This window comes from Psychroserpens sp., assembly GCF_034670085.1.
Taxonomy (GTDB): domain Bacteria; phylum Bacteroidota; class Bacteroidia; order Flavobacteriales; family Flavobacteriaceae; genus Psychroserpens.
Genome location: NZ_JAXMOD010000006.1, coordinates 247,349 through 266,208, shown reverse-complemented (window position 1 = coordinate 266,208; position 18,860 = coordinate 247,349). Strand labels below are relative to the sequence as shown.

General features: G+C 32.9%; 18 protein-coding genes. 3 read left to right on the top strand and 15 right to left on the bottom strand.

Annotation, left to right across the window (positions count from 1 at the left end; all coding sequences use genetic code 11):
* On the bottom strand, nt 1–3,250 hold a 3,250-nt coding region (locus VOI25_RS11900; protein ID WP_323789299.1), incomplete at its 3' end, for a choice-of-anchor L domain-containing protein.
* A 368-nt stretch (nt 3,251–3,618) separates the two neighbouring features.
* Between VOI25_RS11900 and VOI25_RS11895 the strand changes: the two genes are divergently transcribed.
* The 3 genes from VOI25_RS11895 to VOI25_RS11885 all read left to right on the top strand — a co-directional run bounded on the left by VOI25_RS11895 (nt 3,619) and on the right by VOI25_RS11885 (nt 6,309).
* The gene (locus VOI25_RS11895; protein WP_323789298.1) at nt 3,619–4,521 is read left to right on the top strand and encodes a NifU family protein; all 903 of its coding nucleotides are present in this window, start codon (nt 3,619–3,621) and stop codon (nt 4,519–4,521) included.
* Nucleotides 4,522–4,686: 165 nt separating this feature from the next.
* Nucleotides 4,687–5,385: a hypothetical protein gene (locus VOI25_RS11890; protein ID WP_323789297.1), complete on the top strand. Its 699-nt coding sequence runs from the start codon at nt 4,687–4,689 to the stop codon at nt 5,383–5,385.
* 111 nt (nt 5,386–5,496) lie between these two features.
* Complete coding sequence (locus VOI25_RS11885; protein WP_323789296.1) at nt 5,497–6,309, top strand: mechanosensitive ion channel family protein; 813 nt, start codon at nt 5,497–5,499, stop codon at nt 6,307–6,309.
* Here the strand turns inward: VOI25_RS11885 and tsaB are convergent, their stop codons facing one another.
* The 14 genes from tsaB to VOI25_RS11815 all read right to left on the bottom strand — a co-directional run bounded on the left by tsaB (nt 6,310) and on the right by VOI25_RS11815 (nt 18,859).
* Nucleotides 6,310–6,981 (bottom strand): tRNA (adenosine(37)-N6)-threonylcarbamoyltransferase complex dimerization subunit type 1 TsaB, encoded by a 672-nt coding sequence (gene tsaB, locus VOI25_RS11880; protein WP_323789295.1) that lies wholly within the window; start codon nt 6,979–6,981, stop codon nt 6,310–6,312.
* A 17-nt stretch (nt 6,982–6,998) separates the two neighbouring features.
* Nucleotides 6,999–8,297, bottom strand: coding sequence for an efflux RND transporter periplasmic adaptor subunit (locus tag VOI25_RS11875; RefSeq protein WP_323789294.1), 1,299 nt, complete (start codon nt 8,295–8,297; stop codon nt 6,999–7,001).
* A gap of 11 nt (nt 8,298–8,308) precedes the next feature.
* Nucleotides 8,309–9,751, bottom strand: coding sequence for a TolC family protein (locus VOI25_RS11870; protein ID WP_323789293.1), 1,443 nt, complete (start codon nt 9,749–9,751; stop codon nt 8,309–8,311).
* Between the two features lie 51 nt (nt 9,752–9,802).
* Nucleotides 9,803–10,963, bottom strand: coding sequence for an efflux RND transporter periplasmic adaptor subunit (locus VOI25_RS11865; RefSeq protein WP_323789292.1), 1,161 nt, complete (start codon nt 10,961–10,963; stop codon nt 9,803–9,805).
* A 58-nt stretch (nt 10,964–11,021) separates the two neighbouring features.
* Nucleotides 11,022–12,281 (bottom strand): ABC transporter permease, encoded by a 1,260-nt coding sequence (locus tag VOI25_RS11860; RefSeq protein ID WP_323789291.1) that lies wholly within the window; start codon nt 12,279–12,281, stop codon nt 11,022–11,024.
* 1 nt (nt 12,282) lies between these two features.
* A complete protein-coding gene (locus VOI25_RS11855; RefSeq protein WP_323789290.1) occupies nt 12,283–13,527 on the bottom strand; it encodes an ABC transporter permease in 1,245 nt (414 codons plus the stop codon).
* Nucleotides 13,520–14,221, bottom strand: coding sequence for an ABC transporter ATP-binding protein (locus tag VOI25_RS11850; protein ID WP_323789289.1), 702 nt, complete (start codon nt 14,219–14,221; stop codon nt 13,520–13,522). The genes VOI25_RS11855 and VOI25_RS11850 overlap by 8 nt, the downstream gene beginning before the upstream one ends.
* Nucleotides 14,222–14,360: 139 nt before the next feature.
* Entirely contained in the window at nt 14,361–14,588 is a 228-nt protein-coding gene (locus VOI25_RS11845) for a hypothetical protein (RefSeq protein ID WP_323789288.1), read from the bottom strand.
* A 3-nt stretch (nt 14,589–14,591) separates the two neighbouring features.
* On the bottom strand, nt 14,592–15,140 hold the full coding sequence (locus tag VOI25_RS11840; protein WP_323789287.1) for a DUF420 domain-containing protein: 549 nt from the start codon (nt 15,138–15,140) through the stop codon (nt 14,592–14,594).
* 6 nt (nt 15,141–15,146) lie between these two features.
* Nucleotides 15,147–15,902 carry an SCO family protein gene (locus tag VOI25_RS11835; protein ID WP_323789286.1) on the bottom strand — a complete coding sequence of 252 codons (756 nt, stop codon included), beginning with the start codon at nt 15,900–15,902 and terminating at the stop codon, nt 15,147–15,149.
* A 33-nt stretch (nt 15,903–15,935) separates the two neighbouring features.
* Complete coding sequence (locus VOI25_RS11830; RefSeq protein ID WP_323789285.1) at nt 15,936–16,649, bottom strand: hypothetical protein; 714 nt, start codon at nt 16,647–16,649, stop codon at nt 15,936–15,938.
* Nucleotides 16,650–16,738: 89 nt separating this feature from the next.
* On the bottom strand, nt 16,739–17,119 hold the full coding sequence (locus VOI25_RS11825) for a cytochrome C oxidase subunit IV family protein (RefSeq protein ID WP_323789284.1): 381 nt from the start codon (nt 17,117–17,119) through the stop codon (nt 16,739–16,741).
* 21 nt (nt 17,120–17,140) lie between these two features.
* Nucleotides 17,141–18,139: a cytochrome c oxidase subunit 3 gene (locus VOI25_RS11820; protein WP_323789283.1), complete on the bottom strand. Its 999-nt coding sequence runs from the start codon at nt 18,137–18,139 to the stop codon at nt 17,141–17,143.
* Between the two features lie 138 nt (nt 18,140–18,277).
* Nucleotides 18,278–18,859: a cytochrome c oxidase subunit 3 gene (locus tag VOI25_RS11815; RefSeq protein WP_323789282.1), complete on the bottom strand. Its 582-nt coding sequence runs from the start codon at nt 18,857–18,859 to the stop codon at nt 18,278–18,280.
* Nucleotide 18,860: the final 1 nt, after the last annotated feature.

The window sequence follows — 18,860 nt, the reverse complement described above, 5'->3', positions numbered from 1 at the left end:
ACATCGTCTCATGGTAACTTACCGTTAAACTTGGATCCGAACCCGTTATCTCATTCTCAGTGTCCGTTAACATAAATACTCCAAAACCATCACTGTCTGCATCACAATACTCTAAGGGTAAGGGGGTGTTCGCTATTGGCGCCTGTTCAACTACTAAGCTTAAGGTCGTAGTCGCATAACATCCTGTGGTTATATCCTGTATCCTCACAAATATGATTTGTGGATTACTGATATTCGTATATGGTATCGGTAACGCATTTACTGCATTATCTGCATCTACTTGTGTTAAATAATAACTCACTGAATAATTTGGACTTGGAGCTATTTCTTGATTCTTTACTGATATATCTATAGACGTTAAGCCATCTGGAACACCATCATCACAAACCTCTAAATCCGTAGGAACTACAAATGATGGTAATGGGTTGACTACCAAATCAAAACTACCTGTTGCTACACATCCTGTAGTTGTGCTTACTAAGGCATAGAAAATCGCTTGTGGATTAATCGTATTACTATATGGACTCCCTAATGGATTAACTAATCCTTGCGCATCTGCTAAAGTTTCATAATAACTAACTGTTACCGATTGACCATCGGCAATCTCTACATCTTTTGTCGTTAAATCAAATTGCTCTATCTCATCGCCTGGAATGTTATCATCACACAACTCATAAGGCGTAACAGCAATCGTATTAGGTATCGGGTTTACTAACAAGGTAAGCTCTACCGTATCATAGCAACCTGTACTTCCACTCTCTACGCGGATATAAACCGTCTGTACATTTGGAACTATATTATCATAAGGTATTGGTAATACATTTATACCATTGTCAGCATCACTCTGGGTCTCATGATACGTTACAACCATACCTGTCTGAACTCCAACTGCCTCTAAATCCTTTAAACTTAAATTAAAACTCGAAAAACCATCATTGTCATCATCACAAACCTCTAAAGGCGTTACTAAATTCGCTATCGGATTCATGATAACCTCCAAATCTAAAGTCGTAGTGTTGTAACAGGTTACTTCATTATTTGCTTCTAAACGAACATAAACTGTCTCGTTATTAATTATGGTATTTGTATAAGGAATTGATAAAGGGTTTGTGCCAGAATCTGCATCAGCCTGTGTAGCATAATACGTCACATTAACTGTAGTTGGATCAAGAGCTCCTATAACTTCTACATTCTTGACATTCAAATCAAACATTGCAAAACCATCAGCATTGTCATCACAAACTTGAAGAGGTGTTACAGGATTAATAGCTAAAGTGCTAAATACCAAATCGAACGTAGTTGTCGAAAAGCACTCTTGAGTCATATCGGCAATTCTCGCATAAATCGTTTGAGGATTTGAAATATTGGTATAAGGACTTACAAGTGCATTTGTATTAAAAGTTGCATCAGCTAATGTTGGATGATATGTTATTACAAATTCGGTAGGATTTTGAGCATCTAAAATTGCAGCATCATTATCTGTTAAATTAAACTCTCCAACACCTGTCAAACTACAAATATTAAGATTTGGAGCAGGATTTGCTACAGGACTTGGTTTAAATTCAACTTCTATAGAATCTGATGATTCACATCCTGGTGCAAATACAACATTAACTGAATAAATACCACTTTCAGTTACATCAAGGGTAGAGCCTGTTTCTCCAACTACTTCCATACCATCCTGAAACCAAACATGATCTGCTGAAGGCGCTTCAGTATCTAAGGTCACTATCTCTCCTTCACATTGAGCATTACCAGCTGCAATAGTTATATCATCACCTAATTCACCTCCTAAATTAAAACTTCCAGCTTCAAGAAATATTGCTGAATCCCAAATAGAATCACCTTCATCGGCAACAACTAACTTTATTTCATAGGTTGTATTTGGTACAACATTAGCTGTTGCAGTTAGGACTACTGTTCGTCCTCCATAATTAGTGTCATTTAAAAGATAACCTTCAAAAAATGCTGGATTAGCGGTACAAACTCCTGAATTATTTATGTTTGTCACACTTACTGGAGTGCCATCAGGCAATACAGCAAGGTTAGTATAAGCAGTTGTACCAGCTTCCCTTAAAAGGAAGGCGAAACTATCAGCAAAATTACATTCTGTATTACCATCATATTCTTCCGAGAACATAATGTATCTAAAACTAATTGTATCAGCAGTAGGAACGAAATTAAACTTTATAAACGTTGCATCATTCGTATCATTCTGTCCTAAGGCTGCCTCCAAATCATTATCACCAGCCTGTCCATTATCAAAGGACACTAAGCCTCCTCCATTTGGGGTATTACCAGCAGGAAAAGCTCTACCAGTTGATAAAACTATACCCTCATCAAAAGGAAAGTTTACTGCTCCACCTTTGGTAAAAAATCCATAACTTTTAGACTGAAGGGCATTTGGCGCACCATTAACCTGAAAAGAAAAATTATCAACACCGGAACAACCTCCAGATACAAGTACATTTTCGATTAATTCTTGAGGTGAAAAAGAGGATTCTGGATAAGCAGAATTATTAATTGTTACAATAGGTTCTAAAACTAAAACAGTTATGGTTACTGTATTTGAACAACCTGTCGGATTAGAATCAGTTACTGTAAAAGTAACATTATAAGTTCCTGGATTTGTATAGGTATGGGAAACAGAAGTCCCAATATCTGCAAAAGTATCTCCAAAATTCCAGTCATAAGTTGCTCCGGTTCCATCATCAGAAAATGTTGCACTTCCATTGAAATCAACATTAGTTCCAGGTGGAACTTCAATAATACCTGAAACATTAGCTACAGGATCAGTACTATCAATAGACGCCACAATCGTTTGACATTGCTCAAAACATGTAATAATTGCTTCCCAACCAGTCGTAGTACCTGTAGGATTTGAAACGAATTCAAAAGTGAGACAACCACTAGCATTAGTGGAAGAAGCTGTAACAACTCCAGGTCCAGCAACACCTGAATAAGAACCAATAACAGGAGCAGAAGTGTCATCACCATCATAGATGGTTAGTACATCCGCATTAAGTTGTGTGCTAAAAGTAGTAAAGTTAAGGCTTACAAAATCTCCAATGTTTTCAGGACAAATGGTTGTTACAATATTTTCATTACTTGAATATGAACCTCCAGAACCTCCAGAATCATAAAAGACATCAGGTTCACATCTATTAAAAGTCCCATCTACCATTAAAAGGTCTTGAGAATAAGAACTAAATGAAAGTAATAATATAAGTAACGTGTATAGTTTCTTCATAATACTTAACTTGTTAGTAATATAAGCTTTATCTTAAAAGGTTAAAAATAAGACTATAACTCATTTAAAAACAACAACATACGCTACCTGTAATTAATAATCAAATATATCATTTGCATTAACAACGTTTAGCCTAGTAAAAAAGCCTTTTCATAATAAAGGCGAAATTTAGTAAAATTTAACTAATTACATCTTGTTATCTCTAACAAAATTGCCAGTTTAACAGTTCTATACATATAGAGAATGTACTTTATAACTCATTTTTTTTTGCTTTAGTATACTAAGAAACATACATGCAATAGGTAATCTTCAAAAAACATAGTATTGACCTAATAGTTTAGTATTTTTGCAAAAAAAAAGTTAGTACTATGGAAAACGTAAAAATTTCGATAAAAAACACTTCCAATCCAACTATAATAAAATTTGAAGCTGATAAATTTCTAACACAACACGAAAGTTATGAGTTTAACACTATCGACGATGCTGCACCATCACCTATAGCTCAACAATTATTTTATTTACCGTTTGTAAAAAAAGTATACATTTCGGGAAATTTTATAGCAGTTGAACGATTTAATATAGTAGAATGGAAAGATGTACAGGAAGAAGTTGCTGAACAGATTGAAACTTATATTAATAATGATGGTATTATAATCACAGATCCTTCGAAAAAAAAGAAAGTACCTGTTACCGTTTATGCTGAAAGCACTCCCAATCCTTCCGTAATTAAATTCGTTGCTAATAAAAAATTAGTAAATTATTATCATGAGTTTAAGTCTATAGACGATGCTAAAAATTCACCTTTTGCTTCTGAACTTTTTCACTTTCCTTTCGTAAAAAGTGTTTTTTTAGACGAAAACTTTGTTTCAATTACAAAATATGACATTGCCGATTGGAATGACATCACATTAGAGTTACGTGAATTCATAAGAGTTTATATTGAAAATGCAAAAGACATCGTGTTAAGTGATAACCAAGTTTCAGTAGAAAAGTCGAATACACAACTTGATGAAAAATATGAAGCGCACGATGATATTTCAAAAGAAATAATTAATATTCTTGAAGAATATGTAAAACCTGCTGTGGCTAGTGATGGTGGAAATATTGAATTTCAATCCTATGATGCTGATAGTAAAACCGTTAAAGTAATCTTACAAGGCGCTTGTAGTGGATGCCCTTCATCTACATTTACGCTCAAGAATGGAATTGAGAACATGCTAAAAGAAATGCTTAACGGTAAAGTTAACACAGTAGAAGCTATTAATGGCTAGTACCCTAGATTTTAAATAATTACTTTTAAATTAGACCTTTCAAATTAAAAAGAAAGTGTTAGCTTTAAAAAAAATATCTATTGTTAAAATATTAATGAAGCAAAATTAAACTTAGCCTTTCTTTATTTTGGCATTAAACTTGTGACTATTTTAAAAACTTAAACTATGAAAAAATTACAATTTACGCTTGCCATACTTTTATCTTTATTTTTACAAAGCAACTTGCAAGCACAGGAATTAATAAACTCGCAAGCTTTGGTTGAGTCAAATACTGGTTTAATTCTTACATTCGATAGAAGTGACAAAACCATCCAAGGATCGCCTTATATTTATGAAGAATTTTCACCAGCAAGGGTTTCGGCTGATCAGGATAAAATTTTCAACCTTAGATATAATGCCGTTAGTGATGAGATTGAAGTTCAGACAGATAAAAGCACTATTCAAGCCATCAACAAAAACATTAAAGGGGTTACTATTACCTTCTTAAAGGATGATAAAACGTATCAGGCTATAAACTACATAGATAGTGATGGCTCTGCAAAAAGAGGTTATTTTATATATCTTACAAATACAAACGATAGCAATCCTTTATTACTAAAAGAAAGTATTAAGTTTTTAGAAAGACAACCTGCAAAAAGCAGTTATCAAGAAGCAAAACCTGCAGAATTTAAAAGACAAGACGATAAGTATTATATTATGTTAAAGAATGAAACTGCTGTAGAATTACCTAGTAAGAAAAAAGAAATAGCCAATTTATTCCCAGAACATTCTAAAGACATTCTTGATTTTATTAAATCAAACAGTATAAAAACGTCTAAACAAGAAGATTTAATTCAACTAGCAAGGTATATCAACACTTTTTAATTAATAAATTTAAATTTATCTATTAAACCGAAAGTAATAGTCTTCAAAGCTATTACTTTCGGTTTTTATTTTTTTACTTTTGCAACTAATTAAATATCAAAACAAAAACAAATGGATTTACAAGAATGGATAGATAAAGGTTACGAAATTATTGTTGATTTTGGACCAAAATTTATTGGTGCAATAGCCATCTGGATTATTGGATCTTGGGTAATTAAATCTCTTATAAAAGGTATTAGAAAAGCCATGGAAAAAAGAGATTATGATGAAAGTCTTAAAAAATTCCTACTAAACTTATTAGGTTGGATTTTAAAAATTGTACTCATTATTGTTGTTCTTGGAACAGTTGGTGTCGAAACCACATCTTTTGCTGCTATTCTTGCTGCTGCTGGTCTCGCGATTGGACTCGCTTTACAAGGTTCTCTTGGTAATTTTGCAGGTGGCGTTTTATTAATGATTTTCAAACCTATGAAAGTTGGAGATTTAGTAGAGGCTCAAGGTGAACTAGGCGTTGTTAAAGAGATTGAAATTTTTACAACTAAACTTACTGGACTATCAAATCGAGAAATCATTATTCCTAATGGCGCATTGTCTAACGGCAATATTATTAACTATACAACGGAAGGTACAAGACGTGTAGATTTGGTATTTGGAGTTGGTTATGATTCTGATATCAAAACAACCAAGGAAGTACTTAAAAAGGTATTAACATCTCACCCTAAAGTTCTAAAAGATCCTGCTCCTGCCGTTACCGTTATGGAGTTGGCTGATAGCTCAATAAATTTTGCAGTTAGACCTTGGTGTAATACTGCAGATTACTGGGACGTTTATTTTGATGTTACTGAACAAACAAAAGAAGCTCTCGATGCAGCAGGAATTGAAATTCCTTATCCTCATCAAGTTGAAATACAAAAACAAGGCTAATTACTTTTTAGATTTTAATGCAATAAAATCTTTCAAATAAAACGGTTCAAAATAGGCGACATCTTCGATGTCGCTTTTTTTATATTTCTCATAAGCTAGCGGACTCATTTCATTTGAAGATGGTAGTTCCCCTTCCACAAAAACAGCATTAGGATGCGAAATTAGATGCTTTGTTTTCTCAACACCATTTCCAACAAAATAAACTTTTCCTTTATTTAAATACTCTAAAAAAGATTCTTCATTCAAAATTTGAGCTTCTACTCTACGCATTTCTTTATAAGAACTGTCATAGATTGCCGAATACACCTCTAAGCGACGTGCATCCAACATTGGGATAATAATTCCATTGTTACTAGTTACTTGATGTGCGAGTGCTTTTAAAGTAGATACAGAGATTAACGGAATATCTAAAGCAAAACTTAGGCCTTTGGCTGCCGAAACTCCAATGCGCAAACCGGTATACGAACCAGGACCTTTACTCACTGCTATAGCATTAATGTCCTTTGAACTCAGGTTAGCAGATTTCAAAACCTCATCAATAAAAAGGTGTAAGGATTCCGCATGAGAATAATTAGCATTATTATCCTCTTTTAAAACTAAAGTCTCTCCTTCATTTGAAAGAGAGACTGAACAATTCGTTGTTGATGTTTCTATGTTTAATATGATAGCCATATTAATTTGGAGTAAAATTAGTCTTCAGTAGAGGCTTCTTTATCTTTTCCTTTGTCTTTGTTTTCTATTTTATCTCCAGATTTTAATGTTTTGGAAACAACATTATATGGACCAGTAATAATTTCATCTCCTTCTTCTAGACCTGAAATTACTTCAATATTTGTATCATCTTGAATTCCAGTTTTAACAACTCTAAGTTTTGCTTCTCCATTTTTAGACACAAAAACACATTCAAATTTCTCTTCATTTTCAGGTTTAATATCATCTGAAACTGATTTTTTGTAATCTTTTTTAACCGAAGATGTATCTGTTTTGATAACAATAGAACTAATCGGTACTGCAACAATTTTATTGCGTTTATTAGTTATAACATCTACTGTAGCGGTCATGCCTGGTCTAAACGGAGAAAAATAATCTGGTTTACCTTCCATAAGGTCTTTATATGATTCTTCAATAATTCTTACCTTAACTCTAAAGTTAGTAACTTGATCTGCCGTTAATGTACCTGCTGCAGAATTTGCTATTTCGGTTACAACGCCTTTAAACTCTTTCTTTAAATAAGCATCAACTTCAACAATTGTAGAATCGCCAATTTGGACCTTAACAATATCATTTTCATTAACGTCAACCTCAACTTCCATGTTATTAAGATTAGCTACCCTTAATATTTCTGTACCTGCCATTTGTTGAGTTCCAACAACTCGTTCACCTAACTCCACATTAAGTAAGGATATAGTGCCACTCATTGGTGCATAAATTTCAGTACGACTCAAATTATCATTTGCTTCATTTACTGAAGCTGCTGCACTTTGAACACTATAATATGCAGAACTTCTTGCCGCTACTGCCGTTTCATAAGACGCAATTGACCTGTCCCAATCTGCTTTAGAAATAACTCCTTTATCAAAAAGTGATTTGCTTCTATCATAGTCTGCTTTAGCCTGTTTTAAACTTGCATCAGCTTGTTCTAAACCAGCTTTAATATTTTGATAGGTTGCTTGTGTACGACTTACTGCAGATTGAATTAAATCTGGATTTACTCTAACCAATAAATCTCCTTTTTTTACTTGCTGACCTTCTTTAAATGGAAGATCTAAAATTTCTCCTGATACTTCACTTGAAATTTTAACTTCAACTTCTGGTTGAATCTTACCAGTTGCTGAAACCGTTTCAACGATATCAACTAAAGTAACTTTCTTTATTTCAACCTCTTTAAAATTACCTTTCTTACCGAACCATCCCATAGATTTACCAACAACTAGGGCAACTACAAGGAGTCCAATTACAAGAAGGCTGATTTTTACTGTTTTACTCATTTTATGTTTATTTAAAACTTTAGTTCTGTTGCAGGAATTCCAAAATATAATTCTAGAACCTTTAACTTAAATATGTAATCGTATTTAGCTCGATTTAACTCAATATTAGAGTTATCATAACGCAATTTAGACTGACTAAAATCAAAAGCATTAGTCAAACCAACGTCATAACGTTCTTTAGCATAATCGTAAGCAAGCTCTTGAGATTCTAGTGCTTTCTTAGCCGCTTCATAAGATTTTAGAGCTCCTTTAGCATCAACATAGGCTTGATAAACTGTCGATTCTAAATCTAATTCTGCCTGCTCCAATTGGTACTTGGAACGTTCAAGATTAACCTTACTTCTCATGACATTGCTACGAGTCGCAAATCCATTAAAAATAGGAATATTTAATTGTAGTCCATAAGAAATTCCATCATTTTCCCATAGTTGTTGCGTAAAAGGGTCTGCTCCAACTTCACGAGTAAGAAAATTTGGGAATTGTCCTACTACTGCTTCACCTGTTGATTGCACGACACCTATTTGTTCTGTTGACGATGGATTAGCAGCATCAATTTCTTGAGCAAACGAGGTTGCATCAGTATATCTAGTATCATATCCAAAGAATGCTGAAAGTGTTGGATAATATGAACTTCTTGAAATTTGAAGATCTTTATTAGCAAGAGAAACGTTTTCTTCAGCTATTTTTATTTCAGACCTACTCTCTTTAGCTTGCGCTAATATTTCTGAGATATCTTTATCAGCAATTCCTCCATCAATTATATCATAACCTTCATCTTCAACATCAAAAGTTTCATAATCTTTGATTAGTAATAATTGAGCTAGACCTATCAATGATATTCTTACACTATTCTCAGCATTAATTATAGCTTGTTGCTCACTTGCATCTGTAGCTTGAATTTCTAATAAATCTCCTCTCGGTAGAGAACCTGCCTCAACCAAATCTTCTGTTCGCTGAATCTGTTCTTTTGTAACTTCATTTTGTGACTTTAGAACTTCAAGATTAGCTTTTCCTAATATAGCTTGTAAATATCCATTAGCTACAAATAAAGAGATATCATCTTTCATTTTATCCAGTCGATATTGACTCGCCAACTTAGATATTTCGGCTCTTTGTAAGGTTCTAAAATTTCTTAAGCCATCAAATAATGTATAGCCAACATTTATTCGACCTGAAACAGATAAAAACGTTGTAGTTTGAGCATTATTAGTCACTGGATTAAAACTAAGACCTGTGTTTTCTGAAACTCCAGTTGAAGCACTTAAACTAGGTAGAAAGTTACCAATTGCGGCAAGTTTATCGGCCTCATTAGATTCAACATCCAATTCACTTTGTTTTACTGAAATGTTGTTTTGTAAAGCATGTTCTACACACTCAATTAATGTCCATTTCTTATTTTGTGCATTTCCTAAAACTCCACAAAGAAGTAATGCTATGATGATTAGTTTTTTCATAATGTCTTATATGTCTAGATAAATCGTTAAGTGTTACACTAAATGTTAAAATTATTGTTGAGCAAATTGTTCAAAGCCTTGAACTTGGTTCCATACTTTAATTTTGTCGTCTTTTGTGATGCCACTTTTGACCTCAACAAAAATACCATCGCTAATCCCTAATTCAATATCTTTTCTTTCAAATTTTTGATCTCCTATTTCAATTTCTACGTAAGGTTTTTTAGTCTCATCATCATATTGCACTAAGGCTTCTTTAATAGCTAAAACCTTTTCCGCTTTTTCAAGTATAATAGACGCATTAGCACTTAAACCTGCTCTAATAAACGTAGAATCCATTTTTTTGAGAGTTCCTTTTATGGCAAATTGAATTGCACCATTTTCGGCAACACCTTTTGGTGCTATATAATCTAAAACAGCATCAAATTTTTGATCTTCAATAGCTCCAACTGTAATTTCTAGTGGCAAACCTTCTTTAATTTTACCAACTTCACTCTCATCAACTTTACCTTCAAAAATCATTTGTTTAACATCTGCTAAAGAGGCTATTGATGTTCCTTCATTAAAGTTATTTGCCTCAATAACTTGGTTTCCTGCCTTCACTGGCACATCTAAAACCATTCCCGAAACTGTTGCTCTTACTTGAGTTTGTGCCACATTACCTAAACCTGAGGTTGTTCCAGTTTTTATAATATCATAATTCTGACGTGATTGGGTTACATCAATTCTTGCTTGACCGACACGTTGCTTTGCCTGTAAATAGGTGTTATTTACGGCGTCAAAATCATTAGCCGAAATCACACCTTTATCAAATAATGCTTTTTGGCGATCATATATGGCTTGCTGAGTTTTAAAATTAATTTCAGCAGTTTGGAATGCATTGTTATTAGATGCAATATTGTTTTTGGCACTAGTTAAATTTGATACATTTGGTATAACTCTAATTTGAGCAATAAGATCACCTTGTTTTACATATTCACCAGCTTCAATAAACACCTCTTCAATAACACCTGAGATATTTGGTTTTATCAAAATTTCTTCTTTGGGAACAATACTTCCAGTTGCTACAGTTTTAACGACTATAGTTTGTTCTGATGGTCCTTCAGATGTATATTTCACTGGGTCTTCTTGGCCTTTCAGCCAAAAGAAATATAATGCTCCTAAAAAACCGAATACTATAATAAACAGTATGATAATTGTTTTTGTTCTTTTCATGAGTTGATTGTTCTTTTTTATGGTTACACAGAACCTTTAATTGATGACTATATGATTATTATTCTACTCGTAATGCGTCTACTGGTTTCATTTTTGTTGCGCTATTTGCAGGAATTAATCCTGCCAACAAACCAGATACTACCAATATAATTAATGCTGTTATGATGACTGTTATGTCTACACTTGGGTTTGCGAAATTCTCTACGTCTCCTACACTATCTAAAATTGCGTTAATGACCCAAATAATAATTGCTGCAAAAGAAACACCTACCATTCCTGACAAAATAGTTAGGATTAAACTTTCTTGTAATATTTGACCTTTTACCATCCATGGTGTTGCTCCTAAAGCTCTGCGAATACCAATTTCTTTAGTACGTTCTTTTACGACAATTAACATGATGTTATTTATTCCGATAATTCCTGATGTTAATACTAAAACACCTACGAAATAACCAACAAAAGCTAGTATTGTAAACAAGCCGTTGATGCGTCCAAATTCTTCAGCCAAATCAAAATGTCCTATAGCACGATCATCATCAGGATGCACTTTGTGTCTGGATTTCATTAAATCAAACACTTGTTGTTTCACGGTTGTAATTGGCACATCGTCTACAGCTGTAATAGCCATCCATCCAACACGATCTCCTCGATTGAATGCTTGTCCAAACGTTGTAAACGGAATATAAATAGTGTTCGCTTCTTCTTCGTTATTTCCTTGACTGTTGCTCATTTTAAATGTGCCTACAACCAAAAAATTAACGCCATTTATTTTAATATAAGTTCCTAGAGTTTTTTCGCCTTTATCATACAACCCTTTTACAACTCCTGAACCGATCACACATATTTTACGTTTAGCATCAATATCTGAATAACTAATAAAACGACCATCTAGGATATCCATTGGCTGTTGTTTAATGTACTCTGGATAATCACCATAAATTTCAAATGCACCAGTTTTTGTGCCTCTAATTACATTATTATTTCCTCTAAATCCACCTAGTTGATTTCTTGGAGACACATATTTAAGATTAGGAACTTGAGATTTAATTGCGGCAACATCATCTATTTTATAATTAAAATATCGTCCTTTAGGCAAGCCTTTATATGGTTTTGAAGTTCCTTGTGTCCACATAAACATAGAGTTGGTAGCAAAATCGCCAAAATCTTTCAGTACGCCATTTTTTAAACCGTTAGTAAGTGCTAAAAGAATTACAAGAATAAATATGCCCCAAGCAACACCAAATGCTGTTAGTGCAGTTCTAAGTTTGTTTGCACTTAAAGCTTCTAATATTTCGTCCCAACGATCTTTTTTAAACATATTATTCGTCTCTTAATGCTACAATAGGTTTGATTTTAGCTGCGCGATATGCTGGAATAAAGCCAGCTAGAGCGCCTGCAAATACTAATAAAAATACAGTTGTCAAAGCTATATTAAAATTGACTTGAGGGTATTTTATAAAATCACTTTCTATTTGAGGACCAACTAATTCTAAAAGGCCTAAACCAAAGATTAAACCGAATAAACCGGCAAACATAGTTACAAATACAGCTTCTTGTAAAATCATACCTACAATAGACATAGGTAGAGCTCCAAGAGCTTTTCTAATTCCTATTTCTTTAGTACGCTCTTTAACAATAATGAGCATAATATTCCCTACACCTACAATACCAGCAATGATAGTTCCTATGCCTACAAACCAAAACACAGCTTGAATCGTAGCAATCAAAGAATAGATTTGTTTTGCCTTATCCAATGTATTAAATACTCTAACTGCACTGGTATCATCAGGTGAAACTGTATGCATTAGTTTTAGTTCATTCTCAACTGCATTAGCCATGTTTTGAGACAATGCAACTGCTTCATCAAAGTTATCAGACATTTTCACGGTAAATAGCATATTTCTAATGTTATCACCTGCTCCAAATACTTTCTGTGATGTTGTTAAAGGAATATAAGCTTGTTGTTCTTCTCGTTCTCCTCCTGGATCAATAAAAACACCTATAACCTTAAAGTTCATTCCATAAATTGAAATACTTTTATTGATAGGATCTTCATCTTTAAACAAATCTTGTTTCAATTTACGACCAATGACGGCTACTTTTCTAGTGTCTTCTAAATCTGCTTGGTTTACAAATCTGCCAGATTCCATATCTGCATTTTCAATAAACTGATGACCAGGCATTGCGCCTCTCACTTGATAATTTACAGTTTCATTTTTATAACTAATTTCTGCTCCCCAAATTGAATATAATGATGTTTCATATTCAATATTATCTTCATATTTTTGAGATATTACATTGAAATTATCATTTTTCATTTGAATATAACGACCAGGATTTAATCCTTTATATCCCTTGGTTGTTACACCAGTCCAAACTGTAATTAAATTTGTAGCATCTCTTTCAAATTCAGATTTCACTCCATTTTCAATTCCTTTGCTAAATCCAAGAAGAATTACCAATATAAATATTCCAGAAGCTACTGAAAGTCCTGTTAAAAACGTTCGCAATTTATTTTTGCTTAACGTTTCAAATATTTCTTGCCAACGTTCTATATCAAACATGTTGAGTGGCTCTAATTTGTTTTACTTCACTATCGTCGATAATAATACCATCCTTAAGATTTACAATACGTTTAGTCATTTGAGCAATATCATGCTCGTGAGTAACCACTAATATTGTTTTACCTTCATCATTAATGCCCTGAATAAGCTCCATAACTTCATATGATGTTTTGGTATCTAAAGCACCTGTTGGCTCATCTGCTAATAAAACTTTGGGATCGCTTGCTAACGCTCTTGCTATAGCTACACGCTGTTTTTGTCCACCAGACAATTCACTAGGCAAATGATGAGACCAATCTGCAAGCCCAACTTTTTCGAGGTAATGCATAGCTCTTTCGGTTCGTTCTTTCCTCTTAATACCTTTATAATACAAAGGCATTGATACATTATCTAATGCGCTTTTATAATTAATAAGATTAAATGATTGAAAAATGAAACCTAGAAATTCGTTTCTGTACTTAGCTGCTAACTTTTCATTGAGCCCTTTAATAGGTACATTATCAAGAATATAGTTGCCTGAATCTGCCTCATCTAACATTCCTAAAATATTGAGTAATGTCGATTTCCCAGACCCTGAAGATCCCATTATAGATACGAGTTCTCCTTCTTTTACATCAAAGTTTATTCCTTTTAAAACGTGAAGCGAGTTGCTTCCCATGTGATAAGATTTGTGTAAATCTTTGATTTGTATCATAATGGAGATGGTTAATTCTTAACAAAATTACAACAATACCTATGCTGATTATGCTAACTATTTGTTAAGAATTGATTAGTTGATTGATATTTATAAGACTTCTAAATATTAGAAATGTTACAATAAAACGCACATTGTTTTATTTTATTTCTTTCTTTTTTCTAAAGAATGTCCAATAAATTATAAATCCTACACTACCAACAAGAATGTAAGGTACTGCCATAAGATACATTATACCATCATTCACACCCTCTGCTGTTGACTGGCCTTCTTCACTTTCAAGGACAGCTCTACACATAGCGCATTGTGCACTACTTTTTAGAAAAAAGAACATTGATAAAAGTAAAAAGACAATCTTGTGTTTCATGATTTATACATAATATGGCGAAATCATAAGATATACAATTACTCCAGTAACTGCAACGTATAGCCATAGTGGAAAGGTGATTTTTGCAATTTTTTTATGACGTTCAATATTGTTGGTGATTGCTCTAACGTAAGTAATTAAAACAAATGGAATAATCACAATAGACAATAAAATATGAGTCAATAAAAAGAAATAATACACATATTTAATAACGCCTTCTCCTCCAAATTTTGTGGAATCACTAGTCATGTGATATGCAACATATAACACCAAGAAAATAGCCGAACACCAAATTGCTGTTTTCATTAAACTTTCATGAAGTACCAAATTCTTGTTTTTAATGGCGAAAAAAGCTATGACTAAAATTACAGCAGTTACGCCATTAATAGCGGCATAAATTGGTGGTAAAAATGTTAAGGGCTCGACTTCAATTCCGAAATCTTGTAATTTCAATCTCGAAAGAATTGCTACAATTAATGGAATTACTATAGCCAAAACTACAATCCATTTGTTATACTTCTTTTCTTTTGAAAGATTATCTGTGTTCTCCATGTTGAATTAGTCTTCTTTTAAAAGCTTAGCAATATCTTCTTTTAGCATACTTATTTCTTCAGTTTCACCATCTTCATCTTCTTTTTCGGCTTCACTAATAATACCTTTGTAGAATATTTTAGGGTTCCCAAAATTATCTTTTCTTGAACGAATAAAACCGTTCTTATCTATTAAGGCAAAATTTCCAGAATGCTCAAAACCACCTTCAACATTAGGGTTTTCTCCAGCATAAATATTGAAACCAATATTAGCTAATTCGAAAATAACATCTTTATCTCCAGTCATTAAATGCCAATTTGGATTAGTAATGCCATATGTTTCAGCATAGGCTTTTAAAACCTCTTGCGTATCATAATCAGGATTTATGGTAAACGAAGCAACACCGAAATTCTCAAAACTTGAAAAAGTATTTTGTATTTGTACTAAGTTCCTATTCATTCTTGGGCAAATTGTAGGACATGTTGTAAAGAAAAACTCTACAACGTAAACCTTATCTTCAAAATCTTTATTAGTAATTGTTTTACCATTTTGATTAATAAAGGAAAACGAAGGCACTTTTTTTGGCTTACCATTAATTTCCAAAAACATTAAATCGGAAACAAAGGCTTCAGAATCTGAAGATACATTAATGCTTCTACTTTCTGACCTTGTGACATCACCACCTTGAATTCTATCTACAATTCTAGGAATAAAAATAATTCCGAAAACTAGAATTATAAAAGCGATACCTACAAAAGAGTAATTTGTTTTTTTAGTACTCATAATTTTTAAATTCTAAAATAGAAGTAGTGTTTTTCAGTTCGTTTCTTTAATATCTTCAGCACGTCTAGAAGATGAATCAAAATCTCCCTTACGTTTTTGACGATACTCTGTAAATAAAATTCTCAGATCATCGCTCATTTTGTTTTTAATTTCAGCTACTTCAATACAATCGTACGAGAATAGTGGATACATTGCTTCATCTCTTTCTTTTTCTTTATCTTCTCTATCATCAATTCTACCTCGTTGCGCTAGGTCCTTATCAACTATGAAAATATGGTCTGTAAACAGGTTTTCATCAAGTGACTCTTCAGTTTTTAAACTTTTAAATACGTTGCTAATATCATTAGGTTCTCCGAAAACGTAATGCCAAAATCGCATATCGTCATAATTGTTTATTTCCTTTTGAAGTTGAGCTGCCTGATCTTCTGAACCTTTAGGAAGAACAATTACGATTTGAAATTTCTTAAAGCCTTTAAATTTATCATAAACCAATTCTTTCAAGTTTGAAGCAGCAATTACATGATCAACGGGTTGACTCCCTAAAAAACCTAAAATAGTAATGTGATCCTTAAGTTGAATGCCTTCTTCAGACGTAGAATTAAAAAATTGTAATTCCCTTACATTGTTGTCAACAATATCCAAAGGGTTATAATTATGTGTTGATGGATACAAAAACAATAAAAAGATGACAGGTAGAAAGAACAAAATACCCAAAACAAGTATCGTTTTTAATGGCATTTTCTTCATAGCTTTTTGAATTTAATTTATGTTGCAAAAATAAAAAAGACGGTTTAAATAAACCGTCTTTTTATATACTTTATGTTATTTATAACATGTTAAAAATCTTTTTTAACAAAACCGTTTGTATACACACTTTCAATGTATCCTCCTTCTTGTAATAAAATAAAAATAAGGTAACATATTAAGAATATTGCTGTCCATACTACCATACGTCTTAGGGCTTTGGTTTCGTCTCTCATGTGCATAAAATCCCATGTTATATAATATGCTTTCACTATGGTTAATATGATAAAAATCCAGTTTAAGATTTTCATGCCAAGAAACTTAGCCATTAAAGATTCTGGTTTATATATACCTAGAAGAACTTCAACTGCTGTAACAATTGTTAAGAACACTAATACACCCCAAATTTTTTGAGTGTTAGATTTAAACTTAACTGTACCTCTAAATATTGCTAATTTATGTTCGTGTGCCATTTTAAATATAATTATTCGAAATTAAACAAGGTAGAAGAATGTGAATACGAATACCCAAACTAAATCTACAAAGTGCCAATACAATCCAACTTTTTCAACCATTTCGTAGCTACCTCTTCTTTCGTAAGTTCCTAGGATAACATTGAAAAATATAATGATATTAATCACTACACCTGAGAATACGTGAAATCCGTGGAAACCTGTAATAAAGAAAAAGAAATCAGCAAATAATGAGGTACCATATTCATTGACATGCAAGTTTGCACCTTCAACAACTAATTTACCATTATTTTTAATTTGCTTTAAGGATTCTTCTCTTGATAATACTGTTTTCTCTCCTTCAGCATTTATGGCCTGAGTTCTAACTAGCACATTAGAATTTGCTTCTAATCCATGATATACTTCATCTACTGTATAGGCTGGCAATGTTCCTTCGCTAACAAACCAAAGTCCGCTTTTACGATCATGTTGAACTCTTTCACCATGCGCATTAACAGCGATATCTCTAACGGCAACGCGCTTGAATTTTTGCACACCATCAACAGTCACATACTCACCAAACTGAAGAATATTTCCTCCTTTAGTTTGCACAGCTCCGTAATCACCTTTGATAAATGTTCCCCATTCCCAAGCTTGAGAACCAACGAATATCAAACCACCAATAATGGTTAAAAACATGTAAAATGTCACTTTAGATTTTTGCATGTGATGGCCAGCATCAACTGCAAGAACCATTGTTACAGATGACATAATTAAAACAAAGGTCATGAACGCAACATAAATCATTGGATAATTTCCATGAAAAAACGGAACGTGCGTAAACACTTCATCAGCAATTGGCCATGAGCCTATAAACTTAAATCTTGAAAATCCGTAAGCTGCTAAAAATCCTGAGAATGTTAAGGCATCAGATACGATAAAGAACCACATCATCATCTTACCATAACTAGATTTAAGAGGTTGGTTGCCTCCACCCCAAGTTTTGCCTTCTGTTCCAGTATTTGCTACTGTAGTATCCATATAAAGCGTTTAGTTATTAAAAGTTGCACAAAAATAATCAATTTATCTATCTAAAAAAACATCATCTTCTAAAAATTGAAAACATAGACCTATACTAGATTAGATATAGGCTTTAAGCTAATCAAAAAGACTGAAAAATTATACTAAATATGTTAAAAACAAAAACAAGAATAACCACAGTATATCTATAAAATGCCAAAACGTAGCTGAAAGGTTCATCCCTAGCATTTCTGTTGCGTTATATTTTTGTTTAAAATGATTATAAATTACGACCAACAATGAAATAAGTCCTGCAATGACATGCAAAATATGTACAAATGCAATGACATAAATAAAACTCATAGTGACATTGCTCGTTGGACCAGTAAAATTATAACCTGATGCTACAATTTCACCAAAACCATAAAATTGGCTGTAAATAAATGCTATTCCCAATCCAAAAGTTACCAAAAGCAGCATTGTAGTAAGGCTTCTGTTACCACTTTTCAGTGCTCTTTTTGCTAAAATAAAAGTCAAACTACTTACAATAATGAGCACACAACTAATTAAAAATGCATTTGGCATTTCAAAATTGTGCATCCAATCTTCTCGTTTTCTACTTACTAAAACAGCACTAGTTAATCCTGCAAAAGACATAATAAGCGAAATAATTCCAAACCAGAGCATCATTCGTTTAGCTCTATCGTTTTTCTCCTGTATCGTTCCTTCTGTTAAATCCATA